A 12941-nucleotide genomic window follows, 5' to 3' on the forward strand; every position below is an offset into this window, starting at 1 on the left:
AGTGAAAGAATCGATCGGGATGCGCGTTTAGGATCTCTTAATAGCGTGCGCACCCGCTAAGTCTAGACGCTGAGCGCATTTCGGAAGGCGTTGTCAGAAAAAAGGACAAACTTTGTGAGGGATTAGCGCAAAAATGCCATAGCGCAAAGGGCTATGGCTGCCGGAACGGGCTTACTGGCGTGCTGCAAGGCCATTTTTATGGCGCACAATGTCCGCCATAATCGATAGTGCGATTTCTGCCGGCGTTTTGCTGCCAATATCCAGCCCCACCGGCGCGTGAATGCGCGTCAGCTGCTCAGGGGTCAGTCCGGCGATCTCCGCCAGACGCGACAGCCGCCGGCTGCTGTTGCGCTTCGAGCCCATCGCGCCGAGGTAAAATGCCGGCAGCATCACCGCTTCCATCATCGTCAGGTCATCGATTCGCGGATCGTGGGTCAGTGACAGAATCGCCGTTGCGCTGTGACACCCCTCACGCTCCAGATAACGGGCCGGAAAACAGCGTATAATCCGCACGCCAGCCTGTAACTCCGCACCCATATTCTCCAGCACCTCATCGCGATGCTCGCAGACCAGCGTCTCAAACCCCAGCGCCTGCGCAAAGTTGGCGCAGTAAATGCCTACGCTGGAGAGACCGGCGATAATCAGGCGCGGCGGCGCAGAGAGCGTCAGCGTAACCTGGTTGCCAGTAATGTGCGCTGCGGTCTGCTGCGTATAGGGGTGCGTCTCTATGCCGGCGCAGGGGTGCGGCAGCAGCAGCGTTTTACTGATGGCTTCGGCCCGAACCAGCGCATCGTGCATCTGACGCAGATAGTGAATGGATGCCGCTCCTTGCGGCAGCTTTTCCACCAGAATATCCAGCACGCCGCCGCATGGCAGTGCCCGGTCAGGCGTCAGCCCGCCATCGCCATAGCGCACAACAGCGCTCGCCTCGCTGAAAGCATCTGCTGCTATGCGCTGGCGAAAATCCTCCTCCACACAGCCGCCGGAGAGCGAGCCGCAGAAGTGTCCATCGGCGCGGATCGCCATCATGGCGCCCGGCGGACGCGGCGAGGAGCCAAAGGTGCTCAGTACGGTACAAAGCCATACCGGATGTGCTTCTGCCCAGTGCTGCGCGGTTTCAAGAACCTGCACATCAAGGTGATACATGAATTGCTCCGTCGTAATGTCCCCCTTTTTTACCTGCAGGGACCTGAATCTTCCTATGAGTAAATGTCACATTTGGCGTTTCGTCTAATCGGCGCGAAATTTTTCCCGCCCGTGACGTTTACCGGCCCCGCCCGCTGCGTCACAATAGCCGGTTCGTATAACGCAACCCTTTACAGGAGTGGTATGAAACCTCTGTTTGTCTACGGTACGCTGCAGCCCGGGCACGATAACGCCTGGCTTCTGGAGCAGATAGGCGGCGAGTGGCTGGCCGGCAGCGTCAGCGGCACCTATTATGCGCGGGGCTGGGGCGCTGCCGCGGACTTTCCCGGCGTGGTGCTCTCACCGGAGGGCGCGCGCGTACCGGGCTATCTGTTTTTCTCGCCGCATCTCGACGCGCACTGGCCGATGCTCGACGCGTTTGAAGAGGGATACGATCGCGTGCCGGTCGCCGTGACCACCGACCGGGGTGAGCAGATTAGCGCCTGGGTTTACGAGCTGCAGCCCGCGACAGAGTAACTATCCTTATCGGATCAGCTGATAAGGAGAGATTATGATTACGCTCTGTACTGCCTGCGGCACCTCTTACGCCGAACCGGCTCCCCGGCGCTGTCCCGTCTGTGAAGATGAGCGCCAGTTTATTCCGCCAGGCGGACAGCGCTGGATAGCGCAGGCGGATTTACGCGCCGCACATACCAACCGATGGCAGCAGCACCTGCCCGGACTGCTTTCGCTGCAGAGCCTGCCGGCATTTGGTATTAATCAGCGCGCTTTTCTGCTCTGTACCCCGCACGGCAATATTCTCTGGGACTGCATCGCTCATCTGGATGACGCCACCGAAACGCTGATCCATGCGCTGGGAGGCGTGCAGGCGATAGCCATCTCCCATCCCCACTACTACACCACGATGCAGGACTGGGCCGCCGCTTTCAGCGCCCCCGTCTGGCTGCACGCCAGCGACAAAGCGTGGATTATGCGCGACAGCCCGTGGATCCGTTTATGGCAGGAGGAGGAGCATGCCCTGCTGCCAGGCATCACGCTGCTGCGTCTTGGCGGCCATTTTGCCGGTGGCACGGTGCTGCACTGGCAGCGTGATTCGGGGGTAATGCTGAGTGGCGATATTTTGCAGGTAACGCCAGGCACGGATGCCGTCTCGTTTATGTGGAGCTATCCCAATATGCTGCCGCTCTCTGCCCGGGTGGTGCGCGACATGATGCAGCGGTTGCAGAACCGGCATTTTGCCCAGCTTTACGGCGCATTTGACGGCCGTGAGATCCTGCAGGATGCCGATAGCGCCGTCGCACGTTCCGCGCAGCGCTATCTCAACTGCCTGAAGTAGCGCATAACTTATGCAGTAAAAGCATAAGCCACCTGTAAATTATGGATGTACAGACGTCTGGACGCATATTATAGTCCGGGGCTGACAAGAATAAGGATGCTGCAAACATGAAAAAACATTTACTGACCGCGCTGCTGGCCGCTTCTGTTACGCTGCTTAGCGCCTGCGACAATAATAACGACGAAAAAATCAAAGTTGCGATCAACAGCGGCCCGGATGAACAGCTCTGGCAGACAGTGAAGCAGGTCGCCCATGACAAATATAAGCTGGATGTTGAGGTGATTGCGTTTAACGATTATGTGCAGCCCAACGAGGCGCTCTACAATAAAGACGTGGATGCAAACGCCTTCCAGAGTCTGCCCTATCTTGAGATGCAGTCAAAAGAGCGCGGTTATAAATTTGCGGTAATCACCAATACCTTTGTATTCCCGATTGCCGGCTACTCCCGCAAAATTAAAAGCCTGAACGAACTGCCGGATGGCGCGACGATCACGCTGTCAAACGAAGCCACCACGCTGGGTCGCAGCCTGCTGCTGCTGCAGGCGCAGGGCCTGATTAAAGTGAAACCTGAAGCGGGTCTGCTGCCTACCACGCTGGATATCACTGCTAATCCTAAAAAGCTGAAGTTTGTTGAAGTTGATACGCCGCAGCTGGCACGCACGCTGGACGATCCGCAGGTCTATCTTTCCATCATCAATAACAACTTTGCGGCGCTGGTAAATCTCTCCGCCTCACGCGACGGTATGTTTATGGAAGGTAAAGCATCGCCATACGTCAATGCCATTGTGGCGCGTGAAGATAATAAAGAGAGTGCGAACGTGCAGAAACTGAAAGAGGCCTTCCGCTCGCAGCCGGTACTGGATAAAGCCAACGAGATTTATAAAGGCGATATTATCAAAGGCTGGTAAACGCTGCCTGCTCCACGCCTCTTCTCCGGAGAAAGAGAAGAGCGCGTCATTATTATGTTTTACTGCTCTTCTGAACTATCTGCCGTGGCGTCCCGTCCGGGCCGCCACGCTCTTTTTTAATTAGCAGGCATGATAAATGCAGCATCCGGCTTTGTGCATTGCTTCACAGTTACGGTAAATAATCCTCCGGTTAAATCCTGTAACTGTTTTTTGAATTCTGATCCAGTCAATAGTAAAGCCCGGAAATTAAATAAGTGTCATAACAGTCGGCTAACCTTTAAACCTGATAAAGAACAGGGTTATGCCTTCCTGTTTTTGATCACGCTGTTATTTTATCCTGTTAAAAATCGCCACCTCGCTTTTTTGCCTTCTGCGCCCGCAACGTCTATAAAACCAACAGAATTTGCCTTAAATATCGTCACGCCTGCCCTGCCTGAACATAAAGCCAGGCACTTAGTTCATGCTGAAAAACATTATGCGCTTCGTGCTGTCCGCTCTTTTAGCGCGGTGAATTCATCATGTTGCTGAAAAATCGTTTACCGGAGGATGTATGAGATTCACCCTGAATCCCATTGCGTTAGGAATAGTGGCAGTACAGACCGCGCTCTGCGTCCCATTTGCCAGCCAGGCTGCCGCTCTTGGCCCCTACAATCCCCGCGATAACGATCAACAAAACGGCGCGCTGATTGTCACCAGCGGCAGCCAAACCCTGACCGGCAATCAGGCATTTGAAACAGGCATTGATGGCGCAACAAATACGACGCTCGGGCAGGTCAGCATCGTCTCTGGCGCCGGATTTATCGATGGGGCGAGACTTGATACCGGCCCGCAAAATTTTGCTATTACCGTGCCGGATCTCACCACAGGCGGCAATACGACCTTTCAGGTTTTCGATTCAGCCAGTCTGGTAGCACTGGCACCGGTTAGCAGCACCACCGTGGTGCCAGACCTGCAAAACGTGAATAACAATCAGTATATTAACGCGCGCGTAGCGGATGTAACCGGCAGCGGAAGCTCGCTGGATGTCGCTATCGGGCAGAGCAATGCCAGCAGCAGTGCCAGTACCAATGCCTGGAGCATGGCGGCAAAAAACACCACGCTGTTTCAGGCCAGTAATGGCGGGGTGATTAACTGGAACAGCAATAACCGTATCACCTTCACCGGTTCAGCAGCAGATGTAGCCGGAAGTGGCGCAACTGACAGTCTGAGCGTGCAAAACCTCGCCACTTACCACGGCAGCTTCAGCGTACAAACGCTGGATGGCAGGCGCACCTCTTTTAACGTGACCAATGCCAGTCAGCTGCAGCGCTATAACAACTGGCTGGTGAGTCAGCTGCAAAACGGCAATCTCGCCACGGCCAGTTACCTCAGCGAATTTAATAAAGCCGTCACCCTCACTGATGAACAAATTGTTTACAGCGTCAGCGCCACGCCGCCGGATGAGATCACACAGCCCCTGGGTAACCGTATCGTGATCAATGCTGAGGGTGCCGGTTCACAGATTACTGTTGCCGCAGATAAAACGCTTGAGGCGGTCGGCGCGAACGGCGGTGCCGTGCGGGTTGCATCCGGTGCCAGCGCCACCATCGATGGCAAGCTGGCCAGCCGGGGTACGGCACTCTCGCTGGATGATGCCAGCGCAACTAATAGCAGCAGCGGGGTGATCAACGGCGGCTTTCTCAACCGGATTGACGGCACCGGTGTGGGCGCGGCCAGCAGCAACGCGACGGCGGTTACGGTACAAAACAACGGCAGCTTTACCAATAATGGCGTGCTGAACCTCGGCACCACCGGCAGCAATCTTGCCAATGGCGTCGCTGGTATCCGGCTGGATTCCAGCGCGCAGGCGAGTAACAGCGGGAATATTAACGTTGGCGTTAATGGCTCGGCCGCACGCGGCACCACCTCTGGCGTTCTGCTCACGGCCGATAGCAGCCGCTTTACTAATAACAGCGCGGGCACCATTTACATCGGACGCGGTCCGCAAAACAGCCTGAGCGATAGCGTGGCGGAAACCGCGATGAATCAGAGCGGTCTGACCAGCGGTATTGCCCTGCTGGCGAATGGCAGCGCGATCAGTGAAGGCAGCATCGTACTGGGTTCCCGCGTGCAGAATGCGGCCGGCATGTCCGTCAGCAGTGCGAACAACGCCACGCTCATCAACAGCGGCACTATTGATGTTAACGGCAGTGCGGCGCGCGTGCCGCGCGAAAACACCGGCATGCTGGTCAGTAACAGCAGCGGTACACTGGAGAATCGCGGCACTATCAATCTCAACGGTGTTAACGGCACCGGCCTCAAAGTACTGGCTGGCAATGGCAGTACGGCGGCAGCGAGTTCCACCGGTACGATCAACGTGGCAGGCGGTGCCGATCCCGCCAGCGGCACACGCAACTTTGGCGTCTGGGTAGAGGGACAGGGTAGCGGCACAGCACAGGCTAATGTGGATGGGCGCATCAATCTGACAGGCAACGGTGCAATTGGCGTACACGCACGCGGTAATGCCACCGTGAATGTTACCGAGGATGCGATCCCGGCTTTCAGTACCGGCAGTCAGCAAATCGGCTTCTTTGCCTATGGTCCGAATGCGCTGATTAACGTAGCGGATAACAATGCTTTTGACGTCACCACCCGTAACTCCACGCTGTTTCGTATCGAACAGGGTGCCGAATTTGATGGTTCAGATACCACGCTGACTGCCTCCGGCGCGGGAGGCGTGGCGATCAACGGCACCGGTGCTGACGGCACCACGGTTAACACCCGTAACGCCACGCTGAACGTCAGCGGGATCGGTGCGACGGGCGTAAATATTGAAGGCGGTGCGCTGGGCAATATTGATGCTGCAACCACTATTAATCTCACCGGCAGCAATGCCATCGGGGCGATCGCCGACGGACAAAAACATACGCTGACCGGTGCCAGCAGCCGCGCTCCGGTTGCCGATACGCGACTTATTTCAGCGGCAGAGCTTGATTCGGCGCAGGACGCTATTACCGGCTATCTGGCGCGTAATCGCGCCCGGCTTACCAACAGCGGCAATATCATCTTCAGTGGCGCCAGCACCACCGGGATGCGCGTGGAGAGCGGTGCCAGCGGCAGCAACAGCGGCAATATCAGTATCAGCGGAGGCGGCAGCGGCATCGTGGTTAATAGTGCGGGCAGCACGTTTGCTACCACCGCCAGCAATAGCGGTAACATTGATGTCAATGGCGGCAGCGTACGTAATCGCACGCGCGGCGTGACGGCCAGCGGCGCACTGGCCGTAGCCACGCTTGATGCCGGCACGCTTACCCTGAATGGTGTCGGTGCAATGGGTGCTGAAGCGCTCAGCGGTGCACAGGTTAATATCGCCGCGGGATCAACGCCGATCTTTAACAACAGCAATCAGATCGCTTACCACGCAGCGGGTAGCGGCTCTCGTATCACTTCGGCAACGCGTGCGCTGGACATCACGACTGCGGGCTCCACCGGCTACCGCATTGACGAGGGGGCAGCGCTCGGTTTCACCGCCGCGAGTACGCTCAACGCCAGTGCAGCAAACGCCACCGGCGTCATTGTTTCCGGCAATGGCAGCACGCTAAACAGCACGAACGCCAGCTTTACCGCCAGCGGCGCAGGCAGTACGGCGGTTCGCATCGAGGGAGGCGCGACAGCCACGCTGGACCGCAGCAGCACGCTTAACCTGAGCGGCGAGAATGCCGTTGGCGTACTGGCGAATACGCTGCGCAGCGACCTCAGTAATGCGCTGGATGGCAGCGCTGCCGCAACGCGGGTTACCAGCAACGCCAGTATCCGCGGTGCCGGCGTTGGTGCCACGGGTTTCGATATCACCAATGGCGCTACCCTGATCAACAATGGTACGCTTAGTCTGAGCGGAAATAACAGTATCGGCATCCGCTCCCGTGCCGGCAGTACCTTAACCAATAACGGTGTGGTCACAATCACCCGCGGCACCGGGCTGGATGTTGCCGGTCGCGGCAGTACGCTCGCGCAGGGTGGCATCATCACTGTTGAAAACGGCGTAGCCGGTGTGCGTATCAGCGAGGGGGCCAGCCTGGCGCTGACCGGTCGTAATACCGCAATTACCGCGCGCGGTACTGCCCACGGCATTTTACTGGACGAGGGGGCCGCCGCGCTCAGCGCCCGCGATGCCAGCATCAATGTCTCCGGCAGCGGCAACGGCATAGAGAACCGGGCAGAACTCAGTAATGTCACGCTCAGCAACCTGACGCTTAACGTCAGCAACGGCAACGGCATTCGTACCGGCGTGGCGTTTGATCCCGCTTCCACCGTCACGGCAAACGTCAGCGGCAACGGCAACGGTCTGAACATTGCGAATGCCGACGGCAGCACGACGCGTGGCGATCTGACGCTGGGTTCGGGCTACGTGTTCAACGTCACCGGCGCAGGCGGTAGCGGGATTCGGGCCAATACCACCGGTGATATTTTCACCGCTGCCAGCGTGAACATTAATAATGCCGCAGGCGGATCGGCGCTGATCTCCAGTACGGCTGGCACCATTGTGAACACCGGAACGCTCCGCTCCGCCAGCCTGAGTGCACCGGTTGTGGATTTACGCGGTGGTAAGACGGTGTTCGAAAACTTCGGCACGATTATTACCGCCACGCCGCAAACTCAGGCGGTGGCTGGCAGCAATGCCGATGACGTTATTTTGCTGACCGAAGGCGAAGTGCGCGGCGATATCAATCCCGGCGGCGGATCTGACACCTTTCGCTGGAGCGGCGGCTCGCTCAACGGCAGCCTGACAATGGGCGATGGTAACAACAATCAGGCCAGCGTCAGCGGCGTCAGCCTCAGCACCACTTACCATCTCACCAGCGGCAGCGGAGCCGGCAACAGTCTCACATTCAGCCAGATTGACGGGCGTGGCGGCAGCTTTAGCGCCGACGATCGCAGCAAGGGCGTCAATCTCGGCACCGGCTGGAGCACCATTAACTTTGCGGATGCGCGCTGGACTCTGACCGATAATCTGCAGCTGGCACGCAGCACCATCAACATTGACAGGGCATCCACCTTGTACGCGGGTAATAATGTACATCCGCTGCTGGCTGGCGGTACGGCCAGCTCGCTGGTGGTTAATAACAGCGGTACGCTGGACCTCACCAACGGTGCCGGTTCACCGGGCAATACGCTGGACATCAACGGCTCGCTGGTGTCGGCGGGCGGTCAGGCCAACCTGATCACCCGACTGAACGAAGGGGGAGCGCCTGGCAATCAATTTACCGATCGCATTAACGTGACCGGCAACGCCAGCGGTACCACGCTGCTGAATGTGCAGCCGGACGCAGCCAGCAGCGGTGCGCTGACCGATCTCAATCGCAACGGTGGCGTGGAAGGCAATGAAGGTATTTCGCTGGCGCAGGTAGGTGGTAACGCGGCTGCCGGCAGCTTTGCGCTGGCGGACGGCTATCTTGGGGCCGGACCGTGGCAGTATCGTTTATACACTTTCGCACCGGGCAGCAGCGATCCGGCGCAGCGCCTGGTCAGCGGCAGCGGGAACCGCTACTGGGATTATCGCCTGGCAAACTATCTCATTTGCGAGAACAGCAGCAGCTGCCAGCCTGCGCTGATTACCGATGCCTTTGGTAGCGAACAAACTTATGACGCGCGTCCGGCCGTGGTACCACAGGTGCCCTCTTATGTTTCAGCGCCCGTGGGGCTGGCTTATTATACCGCTGCCATTGTTGATGACCTGCATAAACGTCTGGGTGAGCTGCGCCACGGAGAGCGGCGCGCTGACGACAACGGCGGCGAGATGTTTCTCCGCTACATTGGTTCTGACCTGAAATACCAGAGCGATCGCAGCTTCCGCAATTACGGATACGATTTTGATCTCGATTACAGCGCAGTCCAGCTCGGTGGCAATCTGCTGCGGCTTGATGGCGATAGCGACTCCCTGCGCGGCGGTATAGCGTATACGCGCGGCAATACGCGCCTGCGCCCGAAGGCAGCGGATGGCTACAGCAGCACCACCTTTAACAGCGACAGCCTGGCGCTCTACAGCACCTGGCAACGTGATAACGGCTTTTATCTGGATGGGGTGTTGTCATTTGACCGGCATCGTGGTGACACCAACATCGCGCGGCAAAAACAGGTGGCTAAGCTGAAAGGAGACGGCTGGACCGCTTCACTGGAGAGCGGCTATCCGTTTGCTCTGGGTGACGGCTATCAGCTGGAACCGCAGGCGCAGCTGCTCTATATGCAGCTAAACATGAATGATTTTGCCGACAAGGATGGCAGCAAAGTGCGCTACGGCGATTATGACCAGACGATTGGCCGGCTGGGCGCACGCCTCGATCGCACCTGGAGTGATGAGCATCAGCGCCAGTATACGCCCTGGCTGCGGGCAAATTATTACAAAGGCTGGGGCGGCGCGGCGCGGACATCGGTCGCTGCTGCAGATAATCCGGCGCTGGGCGCGACGTTTACCAGCGGGCGTTTTGGTCAGATGTGGGAAGCGGGCGCGGGCGGCACGGTGACGCTGCGCAATGACGTTTCGCTCTATGCCGAAGCGGATTACCGTAAAGCGCTCGACGGGAACGGTGCCAAAGGATGGCGCTACAATGCTGGCGTACGCTGGCAGTTCTGAACCGGCCGGAGACACAGGACGCTCCCGACAGGTCGTCCCGTCTCTCCCTGTACCTGCTCTCCAGGCTGACTGAGTCAGCACGCTGTTTATCTGGCTGTTAAACGCGCAGCGATATAAAAAACGCGTAAAAATTTGCGCTCCCGGCGTAAAAATGGTGTGTAAATATTCGCCACCCTCTCCCTGCCTGCGCCGAAAACCGCTATCTTCGCCGCTATAACTCCGGCGCTGAAGAGACCGCGCCTCTCTGTTAACCTGAGCAGGAAATTCATGAAACACCCGCACAAAGCCTCGCTGCCTGCCGGCATGCTGGCTGCTGCCGGTATCGTCTTTGGTGATATCGGGACCAGCCCGCTTTATACCCTGAAAGAGTGCCTGTCGATTCTGCCCGACGGCAGCGTGACACCGGCTGCCGTCATGGGCTTTTTATCGCTCATCTTCTGGGCGCTGACGCTGATTGTTACCCTGAAGTATGTCTGTTTCGTCATGCGCGCGGATGATGACGGAGAGGGAGGCATCCTGACGCTGATGGCGCTGGCGCGACGCGGCGTCAGCAGCAAAGCGGGGCACGCTGTGATGCTGGCCGGTCTCATCGGCGGCGCGTTCTTTTATGGTGACGGGGTGATCACCCCGGCGATTTCGGTGCTCTCCGCCATTGAAGGTATTGAAGTGGTTTCACCGGCGCTGGAGCGGATTGTGGTCCCGCTGGCGCTGGTTATTCTGACGCTGCTGTTTGTCATTCAGCGCCAGGGCACTGAAAAGGTCAGCCGCATATTCGGGCCGGTAATGTTTGTCTGGTTTGCCGCCATTGCGCTGCTCGGCGTACGCGGCATTTTGCTTAACCCGCAGGTGCTTCAGGCGCTGAGTCCGCACTATGCGCTCGACTTTTTGCTGAGCCACTCTGCGCTGTCGCTGGCGGCGCTCGGCATGGTGGTGCTGGCCGTTACCGGTGCCGAGGCGCTCTATGCTGACATGGGGCATCTGGGTAAAACCCCTATCCGCCTTGCCTGGCTGGTTATCGCTATGCCGGCGCTGGTGCTTAACTATTTTGGTCAGGGCGCACTGGTGATGGCGAACAGCGCCGCGATCAGTAATCCCTTTTATCTGCTGGCACCGGCGTGGGGGCAGATCCCGCTGATCGTGCTCTCTACGCTGGCAACGGTTATCGCCGCGCAGGCGGTGATTTCGGGCGTCTATACGCTGACGCATCAGGCGATACGGCAGGGTTTTCTGCCGCCGATGCGCGTTATCTTCACGTCGCATACCGAGTCAGGTCAGATCTATATTCCGGTAGTGAACTGGCTGCTGTTTACCGCAGTGATGCTGGTAGTAATAACCTTCCGTGAGTCGTCGGCGCTCTCCTCTGCTTACGGCATTGTCGTAACCGGAACGATGGTGATCACCGCCGGGCTGGCAGGCGTGGTGGCGCAACGCAACTGGCGCTGGCCGCTGCCGCTGGCGGGGCTGTTCCTGCTGATGATGCTGTGCATCGACGTGCCGCTGTTTATCGCAAACCTGATGAAGCTGCTGTCAGGCGGCTGGATCCCGGTGCTGCTGGCGCTGACCATGATGGCGCTGATGCTTATCTGGAGCAGCGAGCGCAACCGGCTGATCCGGCGTCTCGACAGCAGTCAGGCCAGCCTGCTGGCGCTGGTCAGCTCGCTGGAAAAAAGCCCGCCCAGCCGCGTGGAGGGCACCGCCGTGTTTCTGGCGCGTAAAGAGTTTGAGATCCCGCAGGCGCTGCTGCACAACCTTAAACATAACCGCGTGCTGCACCGTCGCGTCGTGCTGCTGCATATCCGCACCGTCGACACGCCGCGCGTGCATAACCAGCAGCGTATAACGCTGACGCCGCTTTCCGCCTCCTTCTGGCAGGTCACTGCCGCCTATGGCTGGCGTGAAACGCCGTCGATGGCTGAGATCCTGCACCTGTGCGGGCTGGAGGGCTTTGGCTGCTCGGTCAATGAAGCGTCTTTCTTTACTTCCCACGACACGCTGGTGATGAAACAGCGTCGTGGTCTGGCGCGCCTGCGCGGCGGCATTTTTCACTTTTGCCAGCGCAATGCGCTGCGCGCTCATGAACAGTTTCATATCCCGCCCAACCGCGTCATTGAACTGGGTGGTCAGCGCGAGTTTTGATCGGGTAAGTGCACCAAAACACAGCATAAACCTGTAAGCAGATGCAACCAGGTTGCTGTAAGAGTGACAAAGTTGTGGCAGAATTTTTCTTAACAACTTATTAGCAATTAAAGCTAAACCAGACGGCGCGGCAGAGTGTTTAGTCACTCTGTCGCCCGCGCTTTTTAAGCCGGGCAGAAAAATGCATAACGAACCCATACCGTGCAATTCTCTCAGGAGCAGGCCTATGAAAGCGTTAATCAATGATGTTATCTCTATTTTTACCCCGCAGGATATTCAGCCGGTGCTGGTGCGTGCCGATCTGACGCCACAGCAGATCGCTTCGCTGCGCCCCACCAGCGTGACCAGCGTGAGCTGGGCAACCTCAATGGAAGATCTGACCGATGCGGTGGTTAAAAAGACGCTGGCCGCCGGGGCGGCGGGATATCATATCAGTGATGTGGAGTCGCATGAGCCGGCGCATGACGGGCACCCGGTGCTGGCGGCGAAAGCGACGCTCTATCACACCGGTGATGAGATTGCGCTAAACGGCTAACGCTCTGCGCCTGCTGAATAACCGGCGGGCGCAATTATCCGCACTTTTATTTGCTTTAAGTTCAGCCTGTGGTTATAAAGAATAACCGCGCAACAGAAGCGGTTATCCTGCTGATATTGACATCGCCTCTCCCGCCTTATTTGCTGCTTATTTAACCTGAATATAATTATGTAACTTAATTAATCCGCGTAAATAGTTAAATAACTAAAAACAGGTTAATCTTTCCGTAACAATATTTTAATTTGCCATCCGAATTTTTAACGTTCATCT

General features: G+C 57.7%; 7 protein-coding genes. 6 read left to right on the forward strand and 1 reads right to left on the reverse strand.

Features of this window, described 5'->3' with window-relative positions; all coding sequences use genetic code 11:
* Window positions 1-171: 171 nt before the first annotated feature.
* Complete coding sequence (locus FS690_RS11810; protein ID WP_040113498.1) at window positions 172-1146, reverse strand: XdhC family protein; 975 nt, start codon at window positions 1144-1146, stop codon at window positions 172-174.
* Window positions 1147-1329: 183 nt separating this feature from the next.
* On the opposite strand from FS690_RS11810, the gene FS690_RS11815 reads away from it, so the two are divergent.
* From FS690_RS11815 to FS690_RS11840, 6 genes are all read left to right on the forward strand, one after another.
* Window positions 1330-1662, forward strand: a complete 333-nt coding sequence (locus FS690_RS11815; RefSeq protein WP_040113499.1) for a gamma-glutamylcyclotransferase family protein — start codon at window positions 1330-1332, stop codon at window positions 1660-1662.
* Between the two features lie 34 nt (window positions 1663-1696).
* Window positions 1697-2482 (forward strand): MBL fold metallo-hydrolase, encoded by a 786-nt coding sequence (locus tag FS690_RS11820; protein ID WP_145339660.1) that lies wholly within the window; start codon window positions 1697-1699, stop codon window positions 2480-2482.
* Between the two features lie 107 nt (window positions 2483-2589).
* Window positions 2590-3390 (forward strand): MetQ/NlpA family ABC transporter substrate-binding protein, encoded by an 801-nt coding sequence (locus tag FS690_RS11825; protein ID WP_040113501.1) that lies wholly within the window; start codon window positions 2590-2592, stop codon window positions 3388-3390.
* Between the two features lie 550 nt (window positions 3391-3940).
* On the forward strand, window positions 3941-10000 hold the full coding sequence (locus tag FS690_RS11830) for an autotransporter outer membrane beta-barrel domain-containing protein (RefSeq protein WP_145339661.1): 6060 nt from the start codon (window positions 3941-3943) through the stop codon (window positions 9998-10000).
* 267 nt (window positions 10001-10267) lie between these two features.
* Window positions 10268-12136, forward strand: coding sequence for a low affinity potassium transporter Kup (gene kup / locus FS690_RS11835; protein WP_145339662.1), 1869 nt, complete (start codon window positions 10268-10270; stop codon window positions 12134-12136).
* Window positions 12137-12362: 226 nt separating this feature from the next.
* On the forward strand, window positions 12363-12671 hold the full coding sequence (locus tag FS690_RS11840) for a DUF1471 domain-containing protein (RefSeq protein ID WP_040113505.1): 309 nt from the start codon (window positions 12363-12365) through the stop codon (window positions 12669-12671).
* Window positions 12672-12941: the final 270 nt, after the last annotated feature.

The sequence above is a fragment of the Pantoea sp. PSNIH1 genome (assembly GCF_007680655.1).
GTDB lineage: Bacteria > Pseudomonadota > Gammaproteobacteria > Enterobacterales > Enterobacteriaceae > Pantoea > Pantoea eucrina.

Coding starts and splice junctions, on each gene's coding strand:
- FS690_RS11815 (WP_040113499.1), top strand. CDS start 1,330: ATGAAACCTCTGTTTGTCTACGGTACGCTGCAGCCCGGGCACGATAAC.
- FS690_RS11825 (WP_040113501.1), top strand. CDS start 2,590: ATGAAAAAACATTTACTGACCGCGCTGCTGGCCGCTTCTGTTACGCTG.
- FS690_RS11830 (WP_145339661.1), top strand. CDS start 3,941: ATGAGATTCACCCTGAATCCCATTGCGTTAGGAATAGTGGCAGTACAG.
- FS690_RS11820 (WP_145339660.1), top strand. CDS start 1,697: ATGATTACGCTCTGTACTGCCTGCGGCACCTCTTACGCCGAACCGGCT.
- FS690_RS11840 (WP_040113505.1), top strand. CDS start 12,363: ATGAAAGCGTTAATCAATGATGTTATCTCTATTTTTACCCCGCAGGAT.
- FS690_RS11810 (WP_040113498.1), bottom strand. CDS start 1,146: ATGTATCACCTTGATGTGCAGGTTCTTGAAACCGCGCAGCACTGGGCA.
- kup (WP_145339662.1), top strand. CDS start 10,268: ATGAAACACCCGCACAAAGCCTCGCTGCCTGCCGGCATGCTGGCTGCT.